General features: G+C 71.8%; 11 protein-coding genes. 4 read left to right on the top strand and 7 right to left on the bottom strand.

The annotated features are described in order from the left end of the window. Positions 1-7: 7 nt before the first annotated feature. Together dnaE and P696_RS43415 are read right to left on the bottom strand one after the other, a co-directional pair. Positions 8-3,538, bottom strand: coding sequence for a DNA polymerase III subunit alpha (dnaE, locus tag P696_RS0105195; protein WP_026411489.1), 3,531 nt, complete (start codon positions 3,536-3,538; stop codon positions 8-10). Positions 3,539-3,779: 241 nt separating this feature from the next. Next, entirely contained in the window at positions 3,780-4,967 is a 1,188-nt protein-coding gene (locus P696_RS43415; RefSeq protein WP_245627510.1) for an AI-2E family transporter, read from the bottom strand. Between the two features lie 346 nt (positions 4,968-5,313). Between P696_RS43415 and P696_RS43420 the strand changes: the two genes are divergently transcribed. Further along, positions 5,314-5,670, top strand: coding sequence for a chorismate mutase (locus P696_RS43420; protein WP_084336840.1), 357 nt, complete (start codon positions 5,314-5,316; stop codon positions 5,668-5,670). Here the strand turns inward: P696_RS43420 and P696_RS0105210 are convergent. From P696_RS0105210 to lspA, 3 genes are all read right to left on the bottom strand, one after another. Then, positions 5,667-7,349: an amino acid permease gene (locus P696_RS0105210; RefSeq protein WP_245627511.1), complete on the bottom strand. Its 1,683-nt coding sequence runs from the start codon at positions 7,347-7,349 to the stop codon at positions 5,667-5,669. The genes P696_RS43420 and P696_RS0105210 overlap by 4 nt on opposite strands. Before the next feature lie 86 nt (positions 7,350-7,435). Further along, complete coding sequence (locus P696_RS0105215) at positions 7,436-8,365, bottom strand: RluA family pseudouridine synthase (protein WP_026411491.1); 930 nt, start codon at positions 8,363-8,365, stop codon at positions 7,436-7,438. Beyond that, entirely contained in the window at positions 8,362-9,042 is a 681-nt protein-coding gene (gene lspA / locus P696_RS43425) for a signal peptidase II (RefSeq protein WP_084336842.1), read from the bottom strand. Before lspA ends, P696_RS0105215 begins: the two co-directional genes overlap by 4 nt. 153 nt (positions 9,043-9,195) lie before the next feature. Here lspA and P696_RS59205 point away from each other — a divergent pair, with 153 nt between their 5' ends. Next, positions 9,196-9,441, top strand: coding sequence for a helix-turn-helix domain-containing protein (locus P696_RS59205; RefSeq protein WP_170026323.1), 246 nt, complete (start codon positions 9,196-9,198; stop codon positions 9,439-9,441). Here P696_RS59205 and P696_RS57905 read toward each other — a convergent pair. Continuing rightward, complete coding sequence (locus tag P696_RS57905; RefSeq protein ID WP_034483604.1) at positions 9,387-9,785, bottom strand: TraR/DksA family transcriptional regulator; 399 nt, start codon at positions 9,783-9,785, stop codon at positions 9,387-9,389. The two genes, P696_RS59205 and P696_RS57905, sit on opposite strands and share 55 nt — an antisense overlap. A 927-nt stretch (positions 9,786-10,712) precedes the next feature. On the opposite strand from P696_RS57905, the gene ileS reads away from it, so the two are divergent. Both ileS and P696_RS43435 read left to right on the top strand, forming a co-directional pair. After that, entirely contained in the window at positions 10,713-13,901 is a 3,189-nt protein-coding gene (ileS, locus tag P696_RS0105230) for an isoleucine--tRNA ligase (protein WP_026411493.1), read from the top strand. Positions 13,902-14,057: 156 nt separating this feature from the next. Then, positions 14,058-14,954 carry a DUF1707 SHOCT-like domain-containing protein gene (locus P696_RS43435; protein WP_245627512.1) on the top strand — a complete coding sequence of 299 codons (897 nt, stop codon included), beginning with the start codon at positions 14,058-14,060 and terminating at the stop codon, positions 14,952-14,954. A gap of 128 nt (positions 14,955-15,082) precedes the next feature. Here P696_RS43435 and P696_RS0105240 read toward each other — a convergent pair whose 3' ends face one another. After that, positions 15,083-16,627 (bottom strand): isocitrate lyase/phosphoenolpyruvate mutase family protein, encoded by a 1,545-nt coding sequence (locus tag P696_RS0105240; RefSeq protein WP_026411494.1) that lies wholly within the window; start codon positions 16,625-16,627, stop codon positions 15,083-15,085. Positions 16,628-16,630 lie beyond the last annotated feature (3 nt).

Below are 16,630 nucleotides of genomic sequence, written 5' to 3' on the forward strand. Positions count from 1 at the left end.
CAGTGCGTCAGCTCAGGCAGGACGGCCCGAGCAGCTGCTTCAGGTCGCCCATCAGCGCCGGGGACGTCGCGACGCGCAGCCTGTCGTCCAGCCGGACGACCGTCGTGCGCGGACCGTTCTGGATGTGCAGGTGCACCTCGGAGTTGCCCGGGTGCGTCGTCAGGACCTCCTTGAGGCGGCTCACGACCGGCGGGATGCAGCGGCCGAGCGGCAGCGTCACCGACAGCGGCCCCACCGAGTCGGTCACGGTCAGGTCCGGCTGCGTGACCTCCATCGCGATGATCTTCGCGACGTCCTCGCGCCGGTCCAGCCGCCCCTTGACGACCAGGATCGCGTCCTCGGCCAGCAGCGTCGAGCACAGCTGGTAGGACGACGGGAAGCACATCACCTCGATCGCGCCGCCCAGGTCCTCCAGCTGGAACATCGCCCAGGAGTTGCCCGTCTTGGTGACCTTGCGCTGCAGGCCGCTGAGCAGTCCCGCGACGACCACGACCTGGCCGTCCGGGCGCTCGCCCTCGTTCAGCGACGCGATCGAGCAGTCGGCCTCGCGCTCCAGCACGTGCTCGATGCCGAGCAGCGGGTGGTCCGACACGTACAGGCCGAGCATCTCCCGCTCGAACGACAGGAGCGTGGTCTTGTCCCACTCCTCGTCCTCGGGGATCGCGACCGCGAACGCGTCCTCGCCCGACTCGTCCTCGAGGGCGCCGAACAGCGAGTCCTGCCCGATCGCCTCCTTGCGCTTGATGTCGATGACCGAGTCGATCGCCTGCTCGTGCACCATCAGCAGCGCCTTGCGCTGGTGCCCGAGGTCGGCGAACCCGCCCGCCTTGATCAGCGACTCGACGACCCGCTTGTTGCATGCCTGCGCGGGCACCTTGTTCAGGAAGTCGTTGAAGTCGGCGTAGGCGCCCTTCTCGGCACGCGCCGAGATGATGCCCTCGACGACGTTCACGCCGACGTTGCGGACCGCGCTCAGCCCGAACCGGATCTCCTTCTCCCCGATCGGGGTGAAGTCGGCCTCGGAGGTGTTCACGTCCGGCGGCAGCACCTTGATGCCCATGCGGCGGCACTCGTTCAGGTACAGCGCGCTCTTGTCCTTGTCGTCGCCGACCGAGGTCAGCAGCGCCGCCATGTACTCCGCCGCGTGGTTGGCCTTGAGGTAGGCCGTCCAGTAGGACACCAGGCCGTACGCCGCCGAGTGCGCCTTGTTGAACGCGTAGTCGGAGAACGGGACCAGGATGTCCCAGAGCGTCTTCACGGCCTCCTTGGAGAAGCCGTTGTCGATCATCCCCTGCTGGAAGCCCTCGAACTGGGCGTCCAGCTCGGCCTTCTTCTTCTTGCCCATGACGCGGCGGAGCAGGTCCGCCTTGCCGAGCGTGTAGCCCGCGACCTTCTGCGCGATCGACATGACCTGCTCCTGGTACACGATCAGGCCGTAGGTCGTGCCCAGGATGTCCTCGAGCGCCTCCGCCAGCTCGGGGTGGATCGGGGTGATCTCCTGCTGGCCGTTCTTGCGCAGCGCGTAGTTGGTGTGCGAGTTCGCGCCCATCGGGCCCGGACGGTACAGCGCGCCGACGGCGGAGATGTCCTCGAACTCGGTCGGCTTCATCAGCCGCAGCAGCGACCGCATGCCGCCGCCGTCCAGCTGGAACACGCCCAGGGTGTCGCCGCGTCCGAGCAGCTCGTAGGTCGGCTTGTCGGTCAGCGGGATCTTCAGCAGGTCGAGGTCGATGCCCTTGTTCTTCTTGATGTTGTCGACCGCGTCCTGGATGATCGTCAGGTTCCGCAGGCCGAGGAAGTCCATCTTCAGCAGGCCGAGCGTCTCGCAGGTCGGGTAGTCGAACTGCGTGATGATCGCGCCGTCGGCGTCGCGGCGCATCACCGGGACGTGGTCGATGATCGTCTCACCGCTCATGATCACGCCCGCGGCGTGCACGCCGGTCTGCCGGATCAGCCCCTCCAGACCCTGCGCCAGGTCGATGACCTGCTTGACGTCGGTCTCCTCCTCGTACAGCTTCCGCAGCTCGCCCGCCTCGCCGTAGCGCGGGTGCTTGTCGTCGAAGATGCCCGAGAGCGGGATGTCCTTGCCCATGACGGCGGGCGGGAACGCCTTGGAGATGCGGTCGCCGAGCGCGTACGGGAAGCCCAGGACGCGGCCCGCGTCCTTCACGGCGGCCTTCGCCTTGATGGTGCCGAAGGTGGCGATGTAGGCGACCTTGTCGGCGCCCCACTTCTCGGTGGTGTACCGGATGGCCTCGGCCCGCCGGTCTTCAGGGAAGTCGATGTCGATGTCGGGCATCGACGCGCGCTCGGGGTTCAGGAACCGCTCGAAGATCAGGCCGTGCGGGATCGGGTCGAGGTCGGTGATGCCCATCGCGTAGGCGACCAGCGACCCCGCCGCGCTGCCTCGGCCCGGCCCGACCAGGATGCCGTTGCGCTTGGACCACATGATGAAGTCGGCGACGACCAGGAAGTACGACGGGTACCCCTTGCCGATGATGACGCCCATCTCGTACTCGGCCTGCTCGGCGTAGCCCTCGGGCAGGCCGTCCGGGAACCGCTCCTCGAGGCCCTTCCAGACCTCCTTGCGGAACCAGGTGTCCTCGGTCTCCCCCTCCGGCACCGGGAACTTGGGGCTCAGGTCCCGGAACTCGAACATGCCCGCGGGGTCGACCTTCTCCGCGATGAGCAGCGTGTTGCGGCAGCCCTCCAGCCACGCGTCGGAGGTGTCGATCGAGCGCATCTCGTCCGCGGACTTGATGTAGTAGCCGCTCCCGTCGAACCGGAACCGGTCCGGGTCGGCGAGTTGCTTGCCCACCTGGACGCACAGGAGCGCGTCGTGCGCGGTCGCCTCGGACTCGTGGGTGTAGTGCGAGTCGTTGGTGACGACCGGCCTGATGTTCAGCCGCTTGCCGATCTCCAGCAGCCCCTCGCGGACGCGCCGCTCGATGTCGAGGCCGTGGTCCATCAGCTCCAGGAAGTAGTTCTCCTTGCCGAAGATGTCCTGGAAGTTGGCCGCCGCCTTCAGCGCCTCGTCGAACTGCCCGAGCCGCAGCCGCGTCTGGATCTTGCCCGACGGGCACCCCGTCGTGGCCATCAGCCCCTCGGAGTGCTCGGCGAGCAGCTCCTCGTCCATCCGCGCGTACTTGAAGACGAACCCCTCCATGTACGCGCGCGAGCTCAGCTTGAACAGGTTGTGCAGCCCCTGCTTGTTCCGCGCCCAGAGGGTCTTGTGGTTGATCAGGCCGCCACCGGACACGTCGTCCCGCTTCTGGGACGGGTCGCCCCAGGTGACCTTCTTCTTGTGGAACCGGGACTCGGGCGCGCAGTAGGCCTCGATGCCGAGGATCGGGGTGACCCCGACGCTGGTCGCCTGCTTCCAGAAGTCGTAGGCGCCGTGCATGTTGCCGTGGTCGGTCATCGCGATCGCGGGCATCTTCTGCCGGTCGACCTCGGCGAACATCTGCTTCAGACGCGCGGCGCCGTCCAGCATGGAGTACTCCGTATGGACATGCAGATGAACGAACGAGTCAGCCACGGCTGGTGCGCCTCCTGAGTTGTCGCATGCGACCGCGCGCGTGCGCTGCGGCACGCGTCGGCTCGAACCTGGCCCGGGGAAGATCGTCGCCTCAGGTGTCCCCTGAGACAACGTGGCCACAAGAGCCTAACCCCGCCCGCTCACCGCCGGAGCCTCGACACGCAGAGGTCCGGCTTGCCCGGAGTCGACCGATCGGCACGGGCCGCCGGAGACCGGTTCGGACGGGTTCGGAGGGGTCTGGTCAACTCGGATCGGCGCCCTGCGGTGGGGGCTCCTCGTCGCCGTCGACGACCTTGGAGACCGTTCTCGGAGGGCCGTCGGGAGGGCCGGGAGGGCCTTCGGGGGCCTCGGCCGGGGTCAGGCCCTCGGTGCCCCTCAGGGCAGGCCAGGCGCGGTAGATGACCGCGACGATGGGGACGGCCACGGCGGCGCCGGGCAGGCCGCCGAGGACACCGCCCGCGGTGATCGACAGGATGACCGCCAGGGGGTGGAGGCGGACCCAGCGGCCGACGACCATCGGCTGCAGCAGATGGGACTCCAGCTGGTGCTCGACCAGCAGGATGCCGAGGAAGATCAGCGCCGCGACGCCGCCCTTCGCGCCGAAGGTGACCGCGACGGCCAGGCCGCCGCCGACGAAGATGCCGACGATCGGGATGAAACTGCCCAGGAAGATCACGACGGCGAGCGGGGCCACCAGCGGGACGCCCATGACGGCCAGGACGATCGCGAGGACGACGGCGTGGATCGCGGCGACCAGGACCGTCCCATGGACGTACTGGGACAGCGTCTCCCAGGCGGCGCGTCCCGCGCGGTCGACGCGCTCGCGGTAGCGGCCGAGGCCGCTGATCGTCCAGCCCCAGATGTTCGGGCCGTCCTTGAGCAGGAAGAACGTGACGAACAGCAGGAAGACCATCGCCGCGAGGGCCTCGATCGTGGCGGTGCCCCAGTCGAGGGCGGTGCTGGCGAGCATGCCGCGCCGCGCCTCGACCCACTTGGTGCCCTCGTCGACCGCGTCGTTCAGCCGGGAGTGCTGGACGTGCAGCGGGCCGTTCTCCAGCCAGTGCTGGACGGACTTGGCGGTGTCCTGGACCTCCGAGACCAGCTTCGGGAACTCCTCGTTCGCCTGGATGCCGACGTAGGTGCCGATCCCGCCGAGGACGGCCAGGGCGAACAGCAGGGTCAGCCAGGTCGCCACGAGGGGCCCGAGGCCGAAGCGCTGCAGCCGGACGGTCAGCGGGCGCAGCAGGGCCGTCAGGAACAGCGCGATCGCGCAGGGCAGGAAGACGATCTTGAGGGTGCCGACGATCCAGGTGAGCCCGTAGACGACGATGCCGATCGCGATGAGCCGCCAGGCCCACGCCGCCGCCGAGCTGAGCAGCGGCGGCACGAACTGCGTCCCGCGTTCGCTCGTCGTCTGGTCGTTGGCCACTGCGCGCCCCGTCCGTGCGATGGTCCCGAAAGCCGTCAGGGCCAGGGTAGGCGTCTTCGGTGCGGGGCGGGGCGTCCGCACAGGCGGGCGACGGGGCGTCTCGGCTACTGAGACGCCCGTCCTGGAGATTGGCACGGGCGCGCGGCGTCCTCTAGCATCGGCGCCGTGACACGTCGTTATCGCAGGTTTACGCAGCCGGCTCCGGGTGAGCCGGTCGGCGCGATCTGAGCGACGACCACCGGAGCCGGCGGAAGGCGGAGCCCCTTGGGCTTCGCCTTCTCGCATGTGAGAGCACGCGGCCCCGGTGACGACGTCCAGGGGCCGCCCTGGACGAGAGGGACCCCGGATGGCCAAGGACCCGAGGAACGGCGACCGGACGACGACCGGCGAGCCGCGGTTCCGCCCGCCCGCCCCGTCGGAGGTCACCGACCTGCCCGCGGCGCGCGCCGCGATCGACACGATCGACGCCGCGCTCGCGGACCTGCTGGCGCGCCGGACGGAGATGGCGGGCGTGGTCCAGCGGCTCAAGCCGGTCGGCGGGTTCGCCGGGCGCGACCCCGAGCGCGAGCGGCAGATCGTCGCGGCGATGGCCGAACGCGCTCCCGCGCTCGGCCCGGAGCGCCTCTCCCGGATCATGAACGTGGTGATCGAGGCCGGGCTGGAGGTCGCCGAGGAGGCGCGCCGGGCGGCGCCCGAACGCTAGAAGACCGCGTCCTGGGCGGGGCCCTCCTCCGGGAGGGCCTCGGCGGGCAGGACGGCGGCGACGCGGCGGCGGTTGATCGCCCACCAGCCGGTGTAGAGGGCCAGCACGAGGAACGGGATCGCGACGACCGCCCACTTCTGGTCACGGTCGAAGAGCATCAGCGGCACGACGGCCCCGAGCAGGGCGAGGGTCGCCCAGTTGGTGTAGGGCGACCCCGGCATGCGGTAGCCGGGGCGCTCCACCTCGCCGCGCTCGGCCGCGCGGCGGAACCGGACCTGCGCGTACAGCAGCGTCGCCCAGGTCGTCAGGACGCCGAGGGACGCGATGGACGTGGCGATCTCGAACGCCTTGTGCGGCAGGAACAGGTTCAGGACGACCCCGGCGACGTACACGACGGAGGTGAGCATGATCCCGCCGTACGGGACGTGCCGGGCGCTCATCCGCCCGGTGAACGCGGGGGCCTCGCCGCGCCGCGCCAGCGACTTGAGGATCCGTCCGGTCGAGTACAGGCCGGAGTTGCACGACGAGAGGGCCGCGGTGAGGACGACGAGGTTCATGACGCCGCCCACCCCGGGGACGCCGAGGAGGGCGAACACGGTCACGAACGGGCTCTGGTCGCGCGGGTACATCGTCCACGGCAGGACCAGGACCAGCAGGAACACGGCGCCGACGTAGAACAGCGCGATCCTCCAGACCACGCCGTTGATGGCGCGCGGCATGACCTCGCGGGGATTGCGCGCCTCACCGGCGGAGATCCCGACCATCTCGATCGCGGCGTAGGCGAAGATCACGCCCTGCAGGCTGAGCAGGACGGCCCACATCCCCTGTGGGAGGAACCCGCCGAAATCGAACAGGTTGGGGAATTCGGCGTGGTGGGACGGTCCGATCCCGGTATGCGTGACGACCAGGGCGACCCCCACGACCAGGAACACCAGGATCGCGGCGACCTTCAGCATCGCGAACCAGAACTCCAGCTCGCCGAACAGCCGCACCGACACCAGGTTCACGGCCAGCAGCACCGCGAGCGCGATCAGCGCCGACAGCCACTGCGGGAACCCCGGGGCCCAGAAGTGGACGTAGATCCCGACGCCGGTGATCTCCGCGACGCCGGTCGCGGCCCAGCTCAGCCAGTACATCCAGCCGCTGGCATACCCGGCCCACTCGCCGATGAAGTCGCGCGCGTAGGCGACGAAGCTGCCGGTCGTCGGCCGGTGCAGGACGAGTTCGCCGAGGGCCCGCATCACGAAGAACGCGGCCACCCCGGCGAGCGCGTACGCCAGCACCAGCCCGGGGCCGGTGCTGTGCAGCCGCTGGGCGGTGCCGAGGAACAGCCCGACGCCGATCGCGCCGCCCATCGCGATCATCTGGACGTGCCGCGGTTGCAGCGACTGGTGGTAGCCCTCGTCCTCGTCCCCGCGCGGGATGCCGACCGGCGGACGGCCCGCGCGGGCCGCCGACAGCACCACGGCCGCCTCCTCGCGGGCGGCCTCGGCGAGCTCCCGGGCCATGTCCCGGGCCGCGTCGGCGGCCCGGTTGACGCTCCGCGCGGCCCGGTCGTCGTGTCCGTCCCCGCCCCGGGCGCCCTGCCGGCCTGTGTCGCCGCCGCCCCGGAGGCCTGTGTCGTCGCCGCTCTGGCGGCCTGTGCCGTCGCCGCCCCGTCGGCCTGTGTCGTCGTCCACGCGCTCCCCCGTCGTCCGTCCAGCAAGATCACCGGACTTGGAGGCAGTGGTACCCGCCCGGCGCGACGCGGACGGTCAAGCGACGATCAAGACTCGGCGGCGACGATCTCCAGGGCGCGGGCGAGGTCGTCGGGGTAGGGGCTCTCGAACTCGACCCACTCGCCGTGCGTGGGGTGCTCGAACCCCAGCCGGACCGCGTGCAGCCACTGCCGCTTCATCCCCAGCCGGGCGGCGAGCGTCGGGTCGGCCCCGTAGGCCATGTCCCCGATGATCGGGTGCCGGATCGCCGACATGTGCACGCGGATCTGGTGCGTGCGGCCGGTCTCCAGGTCGACGTCCAGCAGCGTCGCGGCGCGGAACGCCTCGACGGTGTCGTAGTGCGTCACCGACGGCTTGCCGCCCGCGACGACCGCGAACCGGCCGTCGTGCGAGGGGTGCCGGTCGATCGGGGCGTCCACGGTCCCGCGGAACGGGTCGGGGTGCCCCTGGACGAGCGCCTGGTACCGCTTGTCGATGCGGCGCTCCTTGAACGCCCGCTTGAGCCGCGAGTACGCCAGCTCGCTCTTGGCGACGACCATCGCGCCCGTGGTGTTGGCGTCCAGCCGGTGCACGATGCCCTGCCGCTCGGACGCGCCGGACGTGGCGATCGTGTGCCCCGCCCCCAGCAGCCCGCCGAGGACGGTCTGGCCCGTCCAGCCCACGGTCGGGTGCGCGGCGACGCCGATCGGCTTGTTCACCACGACGATGTCGTCGTCCTCGTAGAGGATGCCCATGCCCGGCACCGGCTCGGCCACCGGGACGGGCGCGGACGGCGGCGGCGGGAGCGTGACCTCCAGCCAGGATCCGCCGGTCACCCGGTCGGACTTGGCGACCTCCTTGCCGTCGAGGAGCACGTCCCCGGCGGCGATGATGTCGGCGGCGCGTCCGCGCGAGAGCCCGAACAGCCGGGCCAGGGCGGCGTCGACGCGCTCGCCCTCCAGGCCGTCCGGGACGGGGAGGCTGCGCACGTCGCTCACGCCACGTCCTCCTTGCCGTCGGTCTTCTTCTCAGCGGCGGTCTTCTCGTCGCCGTCACCGTCGGTGTCGTCGGCGTCCTTCTCGTCCTCGTCGCTGACGCGCGTGCCGTCCAGCTGGAGACCGCGGGCGGCCAGCACCACGGCCAGCACGCCGCCACAGCAGATCGCCGAGTCGGCCAGGTTGAACACCGGCCAGTGCGGCACCTCGATCCAGTCGACCACGTGCCCCTTGAACAGGCCGGGCGCGCGGAACACCCGGTCGACCAGGTTCCCGAGCGCGCCGCCGAGCATCAGCCCGAGGCACACCGCCCAGGGCAGGCTGCGCAGGTTCCGCGCCGTCCGGACGATCGCGACCACCACGCCGAGCGCGATCGCCGTGAACACGATGGTGTAGCCGGTCCCGATCGAGAACGCGGCCCCGCTGTTGCGCGTCTGCCGCAGCGTCAGCAGGCCGCCGAGCAGCCGCACGGTGTCCACGTCGGTCAGCTTCGCCACCACGAGGATCTTGGACACGACGTCCACGGCCAGCGCCGCCGCGGCGACCGCGACCAGGATGCCGATCCGGCGCGGCCGTCGCTGCCCGTCGTCCTCAGGAGGGGTGGGGCCGTCGCCCCGCTCGTCGCTCAGGGGGGCTCCTCGTGTCTCCGGCGATCCGGCCGGTGTACTGGCAGCGGTCATTCGGAAATCCTCTCAGGATTCTCTCCCGACCGGTCGGGAGAGGCGGCTCCTGGGGACCAGGACGCACACGGGACGGGCACCTCCGGCACCGAACGTGACCGTCCGCTCACGGAAGGTCCGTGGCGGCCGGCGTGCTCCGTGCCGGAATCGCCCGTGAGGCGGGCGCTCGAGTACCGCTTCCACCCGGCCGCCGGGCGGGCCTCACGGCTCGCGCGGACGTCCGGGTGCGTGCGCAGGGTATACAACCGAACGCCGACAGCCCGAACCGAAGCCGGCGCCCGCGCCGAAACAGGAGGCCCCCGGGCACGAGCCCGGGGACCTCCTCCCGCCGTGAGGCGGGCCGCTCAGCGGCGTTCCTCGCGCTGCTTGCAGGTCACGCACAGGGTCGCGCGGGGGTAGGCCTTCAGCCGGGCCTTGCCGATCGGCGTCCCGCACGACTCGCAGACCCCGTAGGTTCCGGCGTCCATGCGCTGGATGGCCCGCTCGTTCTGGGCGATCAGGTCGCGGGAGTGGTAGGTCAGGGAGAGCTCGTGCTCCCGCTCGTAGGTCTTGGCCCCGGCGTCGGCCTGGTCGTCGCCCGCCCCCTCGCCGCTCTCGTCGGCGATGTGCGAGGACAGCTCGACGATCTCCTCCTCCAGGACGGCGATGTTCTCCTGGAGGACGGCCCGGACCTCGGCGACCTCGGCCTCGGTCCACCGGTCCTCGTCCTTGCGGACGGGCAGCTCCGCGGCCTTGACCTTCACCCTGGCGGGCGCCTTGACCTTGACCTTCGCCGCCTTCGCCGGGGCCTTGGCCGGGGCCTTCACGGGGGCCTTGGAAGCCGCCTTCACCCGCGTCCTGGCCGTGCTCTTGGCCGCGCCCTTGGCCTTGACAGCAGGCTTGGCGGCAGGCTTGGGCGCAGGCTTCGCGGCGGGCTGGGCAGGGGTCTTGGCGGCCCTGGACGTGGTCCGGGACGCGGATTTGGAAGCGGGCTTGGCGGGAGTCTTCGCCGGGGGCTTGGCCTTGCCGGACGCGCTCCTCGGCGTGCGCTTGGCCGCCGCGCGCTTGGTGGTGCCCCTGGCGGCCGTCCGGGTGGGGTGGGCTCCGGCCGCGCCGGCGGCCTTCGCGGCGGTCTTCTCGACGGACGGTGCGGGCAGCATAGGTCCCCATTCCCCCTGGCTGCGGCGGTCCGGACGGGTCGTCCGGGGCCGAGTACAGCCCGCAATATGCCCGGTGCCCCCGAGCGGAGAAACCCCCGATTCGGCAGGCATGCCCAAGCTTTGCCACCGTGACGCACCTCACATTCAACGCCGGCTCGGCCCCGGGGGATCCGCGGACGGACCCGCGCACGGGGCCACGCGATATCGGGAAGAGTTCGGACGCCCCGTGCGTTACCCTCGATTCCAGCAGTCTTGTCGGCAGGCGTAGAAGGGGACACCTGCCGCCGCAGGCAGTCAGGAGCGACCCGGGGACGGTGCGAGCCCGGGGACGAGCGCGGCGGTCTGATCACCCCGGAGCCGCCGGAGGAACGGCCGCGTCCATCCGGACGGGCCCAGTAGAACCGGCAGCCGAGCGGCTCAACGAAGCGGACCGCGCCCTCGCGCGCGGTCAAGGAGGGTGGTACCGCGGGGCCTCGTGCCTCGTCCCTCCGGAAACGTCGTCCTACACGTCGATCCGGAGGTCCGCCGACCGTGAGCCGTCAGTTCCGGCCCCTGCCCGCGCAGGTCGATCTTCCCGCCCTGGAGCGGGACATGCTGCGCCGCTGGCAGGAGAACAAGATCTTCGAGCGGTCCCTGGAGCGCACCGCCGGCGGCCCCCGCTGGGTGTTCTACGAGGGCCCGCCCACCGCCAACGGCATGCCGGGCGTCCACCACGTGGAGGCCCGTGTCTTCAAGGACGTCTTCCCGCGCTTCCGGACGATGAAGGGCTACCACGTCCCGCGCAAGGCCGGCTGGGACTGCCACGGCCTGCCCGTCGAGGTCGCCGTCGAGAAGGAGCTCGGCCTCACCGGCAAGAAGGACATCGAGGAGTACGGCGTCGCGGCGTTCAACGACCGCTGCCGCGAGTCGGTCCTGCGCCACGTGGACGCCTTCGAGGAGATGACCGAGCGGATGGGCTACTGGGTCGACATGTCCCAGGCCTACCGCACGATGGACCCGTCCTACGTCGAGGCCGTCTGGTGGTCGCTGAAGCAGGTCTTCGACAAGGACCTGCTGTTCCGCGACTTCCGGATCACCCCGTACTGCCCGCGCTGCGGCACCGGCCTGTCCGACCACGAGCTGGGCCAGCCCGGCGGGTACGAGACGATCTCCAGCCCCTCGGTGTTCGTGCGGATGCCGGTCACCTCCGGCCCGCTCGCCGAGCTGGACGCCAAGCTCCTCATCTGGACGACCACCCCGTGGACGCTGGTGTCGAACACCGCCGTCGCCGTCCACCCGGACGTCACCTACGTCGCCGCCCGCCCGGCGGAGTCCGACGAGGTCCTGGTCGTGGCCGAGCCGCTGCTCGCGCAGGTGCTGGGCGAGGGCGCGGAGGTCCTGGCGTCCTTCCAGGGACGTGAGCTGGAGCGCACCCCGTACAAGCGGCCGTTCGACCTGGTCGAGATCCCGGACGCGCACTACGTGGTGCTCGGCGACTACGTCACCGTCGAGGACGGCACCGGACTCGTCCACCAGGCCCCCGCGTTCGGCGCGGACGACATGACCGTCTGCAAGAACTACGGCATGCCGATCGTCAACCCGATCGGCCCGGACGGCCGGTTCCTCGCCGACGTCCCCATGGTCGGCGGGACGTTCTTCAAGGACGCCGACGAGCGGCTCACCGAGGACCTGCGGATCCGCGGCCTGCTGTTCAAGGGCACCCACTTCGACCACAGCTACCCGCACTGCTGGCGCTGCCACACCGCGCTGCTCTACTACGCGCTCCCCGCCTGGTACATCCGCACCACCGCGGTCAAGGAGCGGCTGCTCGAGGAGAACGCGAAGACCAACTGGTTCCCCGAGAACGTCAAGGAGGGCCGGTACGGCGAGTGGCTGCGCAACAACGTCGACTGGTCGCTGTCCCGCAGCCGCTACTGGGGCACGCCGCTCCCGCTGTGGGTCTGCGAGGACGACGAGGACCACATCACCTGCGTCGGCTCCCTCAAGGAGCTCGGTGAGCTGGCCGGACGCGACCTGACCACGCTCGAGCCGCACCGCCCGTACGTGGACGACGTGACGTTCGCCTGCCCGTCCTGCGGCGGCACGGCCAAGCGCGTCCCGGACGTCATCGACGCCTGGTACGACTCGGGCTCCATGCCGTTCGCGCAGTTCGGCGCCCCGCACAAGAACCAGGACGTGTTCGCGCAGTCCTACCCCGCGCAGTTCATCTGCGAGGCGCAGGACCAGACCCGCGGCTGGTTCTACTCGCTGATGGCCGTCGGCACGCTCGTGTTCGACCAGTCGTCCTACGAGAACGTCCTGTGCCTCGGCCTGATCCTCGCCGAGGACGGCCGCAAGATGAGCAAGCACCTCGGCAACGTGCTCCAGCCGATCCCGCTGATGGACGACCACGGCGCGGACGCCCTGCGCTGGTTCATGGCGGCGGGCGGCCTGCCCTGGGCGTCCCGCCGCGTCGGCCACAACGCGCTGGAGGAGATCGTCCGCAAGGTGCTCCTCACCTACTGGAACACCGCGTCGTTCTTCGTCCTGTACGCCAACGCCGCCGGTGAGGGCGAGGGCAAGCGCGCCTGGACGCCGGACCGCGCCGCCGAGGCGCCCGCCCCGGCGGACCGTCCGCTGCTGGACCGGTGGGCGCTCGCCGAGCTGCACCGTACGGTCAAGGAGGTGGACGACGCGCTCGAGCAGTTCGACACCGCGCGCGCCGGACGCCGCCTCGCCGAGTTCGTCGACGACCTGTCCAACTGGTACGTCCGGCGGTCCCGGCGGCGCTTCTGGGCGGGACCGGAGACGGCCGAGGGCGCCTCGGCGTTCGCGACCCTCTACGAGTGCCTGGAGACCCTGACCCGCCTCATGGCCCCGCTCACGCCGTTCCTCACCGACCACGTGTGGGACGTCATCCGGCCCGAGGACGCCCCCGAGTCGGTGCACCTCACCGACTGGCCGACCGTCCGGGAGGACCTGCTCGACCCGGCCCTCACCGGGCACATGGCGCTCGTCCGGCGCCTGGTCGAGCTCGGCCGCGCGGCGCGCGTCGCGTCCGGCGTCCGGACCCGGCAGCCGCTCGGCCGCGCCCTCGCCGGGGCGTCCGGCTGGGCGGGCCTGCCGGACGAGCTGCGCGCGCAGATCGCCGACGAGCTGAACGTCCAGTCCGTCCAGGACCTGGCGTCCATCGGCGGCGACCTGGTCGACTACGAGGTCAAGCCGAACTTCCGCTCGCTCGGCGGCCGGTTCAAGAAGGACGCGCCGAAGGTCGCCAAGGCCGTCACGTCGGCCGACGCCGCCACGCTGGTCGGCGCGCTGCGCGGGCCGTCCGGCGCCGCCTCGGTGGACGCCGAGGGCGTCGGGACGGTCGAGCTGACCGCGGACGACGTCATCGTCACCGAGCGGCCGAAGTCCGGCTGGGCGGTCGAGTCCGGACAGGGCGAGACCGTCGCGCTCGACCTGACGATCACGCCGGAGCTGCGCCGCGCCGGGCTCGTCCGCGAGGTCGTCCGGCTCGTCCAGGACACCCGCAAGGCCATCGGCCTGGACGTCACCGACCGCATCGCCCTGTGGTGGGACGCCCCCGGCGGCGACATCGCCGAGGCGCTGCGCGAGCACACCGGCGTCCTGGCGGGCGAGGTGCTCGCGACCACGGTGACCGAGGGACGGCCCGACGAGGACCTCCCGGCGTTCAACGACGCCGAGCTCGGCCTCACCTACCGCCTGCGCCGCGCCTGACCGCCCCGACGTGGCGGTGCGGCCTCCCGCGCCGCCACGTCACCGCCGACGCCCCGATGCCGGGCGTCCCGCTCCCGGGACGCCCGGCATCGGCGTTACCGGACGGTTGCCGGGATGGGCTTAGACACGACGTATCGCGTTTGCCATGATGGCGGGGTGAACCATCCCGACTCCCCACCTCCCGCCGAGCCGGAGCGGACCCCGGACGCGGCGGAGAAGGCCCCGGACCGGGATCCCGCCGGGGATCCCGCCCCGCGCCCGGCCCCGGACGTCCAGCCAGGTCCGGGCGGCATGCGCGCCTCGGACGCCGACCGCGACAAGGTCGCCGACCGGCTCCGCGAGGCGCTCGCCGACGGCCGGATCACCGCGGAGGAGCACGCCGAGCGGATCGACGTCGTCTACAAGGCCAAGACCTACGCCGACCTCGAACCGGTGCTCGCCGACCTGCCCGGCGGAACCGGCGCGTCCGCCACGTCCGCCGCGTCCCCGGTCGGCGCGTCCGCGCAGCCCCCGGCCGCGCCGCCGCGCACCGAGCCCGGCACCGCCGTCGCGATCCTCTCCGAGGTCAAGCGCGGCGGACGCTGGCTGGTCGAGGCCGAGACCAACGCCAACGTCGTGCTCGGCAAGATCACGCTGGACCTGCGCCAGGCCGTCCTGTCCCAGCGCGAGGTGACGATCAACTGCGCCTGCGTCCTCGGCGAGGTCGAGATCATCGTCCCGCCCGGGGTGCGCGTCGCCAACTCCGCCTCCGCCGTCCTCGGCCAGACCGAGGTCCCCTTCGACGACCCCGAGGCCCCGGACGCGCCGACCGTGCGCATCACCGGCTTCGCCCTGCTCGGCCAGATCGAGGTGCGCCGCCGCGCCGTCGGCGAGGCCACCCTCTCCGAGCGCATCAAGCAGATCACCGAGGACCACGTGCACTCCCGCGTCCTCGGCCGCGAGGAGCGGCGCCACGCCGTCCGTGAGGCCCACGAGGAGCACCGCCGCCTCCGCGACGAACGCCGCGACCACCTCCGCGCCCTCCGCGACGAACGCCGTCACGGCCGCCACTGACCCGAGGCGGGACGGCCGCCCTCATCGGGGGGCGGCCGTTCCGCGCCACCACACGCCAGGACGGCCGCCGGCGAGGCACCAGGCTCGTGCAGGCCTCGGAAGTTGGGGGCGTATGACCAGGGGCGCTGTCAGGTTCCGGAGTCGACCACACGAGGTACCGAGGTCGCCTGCACCTCGGCGTAGGAGGGGGCGCTGAGGTCCGTCCGCCTGCCGTCGCGGATGTCGGTCGCCGCGGTGACGGCCGCCGCCAGGGCCCTGCGGTAGAGCAGCGAGCCGAGGCTGATCCTGCGCACGCCCAACGCGGCCAGCTCGGTGAGGCTCGGGCCCTCCTGCTTGAACAGGATGTTCAGCGGCACGACCAGGGTCGCCGTCAGCGCGGCGATCGCGTCCGGATCCGACAGTCCCGGCACGAACACCCCGTCCGCTCCGGCCTGTTCGTAGACGGCGAGGCGCGCCGCGGTCTCGTCCTGCTGACGAGCGAGCCAGTGGGTGTCGGTGCGGGCGTTCACGAACAATGAGGGCACGGCGGCCTTAATGGCGGCGATCTTCGCGGCGTGCAGCTCGGCGGAGTGGAGGGCGCCGTCCGGGCGTCCGTCCTCGAGGTTGATCCCGGCGGCCCCCGCATCGTGCAGCCTTCGGGCCAGCTCGGCCACCTCCTCGGGATCGTCGCTGAAGCCGCCTTCGGCGTCGACGGTGAACAGGAAGGCGCCCTGCCCGAGTCGGCGGGCCAGCGCCACGGTCGCCTCCGCGGTGGCGGCCGCCCCGTCCGGCAGGCCGAGGGCCGCGGCCACGCCCAGGCTGGTGGTGCCGATCGCGCTGAAGCCCTCTGCCGCCAGCGCCGCCGCTGAGGCGTGGTCCCAGGCGTTGGGAAGCAGCAGCGGGACGGCCTGGTGGTGCAGGTCGGCGAACGCGGTCGGCGTGCGCTGGAGAAGGCCCTCGGCCAGCGCGAGAGCGTGCGCCTTGCCGGGGCAGACCCGGGGCGGTGCACCGAAGGTGAGCGGCACGGGAGACGTGCTTTGTGCAGCCGCCAGGTCCATGACCACCACATCGCCCTCGGCGACGTCCCGTCCGGCGACGCGGGTGGCGCGGGCGGCGACGCGGCGCATGCTCCGCACCGGTGAAGTCTCCGCGAGCACGCGCGCCAGCGGCGCGTCGCCACCGGCCGCTGCCTCGACCAGCGCGGCGGTCGCCTCGCACGCCTGCACCAGCAGCCCGATGCGGTTGGCGGCGTCCTCCAGGGCGGCCTGGTCCGCGTTCTCCGGCGCCAGCAGCGCCACCAACTGCGCCACGGCCTCATCCGCCGCCGGATCCGCGCCCCCGAAGTAGACCCCGGCCACAAGGGTCACCGCCTCCGCGACCGCTTCGGGCTCCGGCATCCCCAGAGCCTCGGCGAGGGCGCGCACCACCCGTACCCGGGCCTCCCCCTCAGCACCGACCGTCACCGCCCGCCGCAGCGCGGACGGCTCCAGGCGGGTGAGTTCGGCCTCCACGAACGCCCTGCGGCGGCGATGCGCCTCACCGGAACTGAACCGGGCCACGGTGTCCCGCAGCCAGGCGACACTCGCCCCACTGGGACCCTCATCCGCCGCTGGCAGCTCCGGGACCAGCGCCGGGTCCGCAAGCGCCGCCCGCACGTCCGCATAACGCTCGAATTCGTGCACCGTGTGCGTCATGGA

The sequence above is a fragment of the Actinomadura oligospora ATCC 43269 genome (assembly GCF_000518265.1).
In the GTDB taxonomy this organism is placed as follows: domain Bacteria; phylum Actinomycetota; class Actinomycetes; order Streptosporangiales; family Streptosporangiaceae; genus Spirillospora; species Spirillospora oligospora.

Coding starts and splice junctions, on each gene's coding strand:
- lspA (WP_084336842.1), bottom strand. CDS start 9,042: ATGACCGCTGCCAGTACACCGGCCGGATCGCCGGAGACACGAGGAGCC.
- P696_RS43420 (WP_084336840.1), top strand. CDS start 5,314: ATGGCCAAGGACCCGAGGAACGGCGACCGGACGACGACCGGCGAGCCG.
- P696_RS0105240 (WP_026411494.1), bottom strand. CDS start 16,627: ATGACGCACACGGTGCACGAATTCGAGCGTTATGCGGACGTGCGGGCG.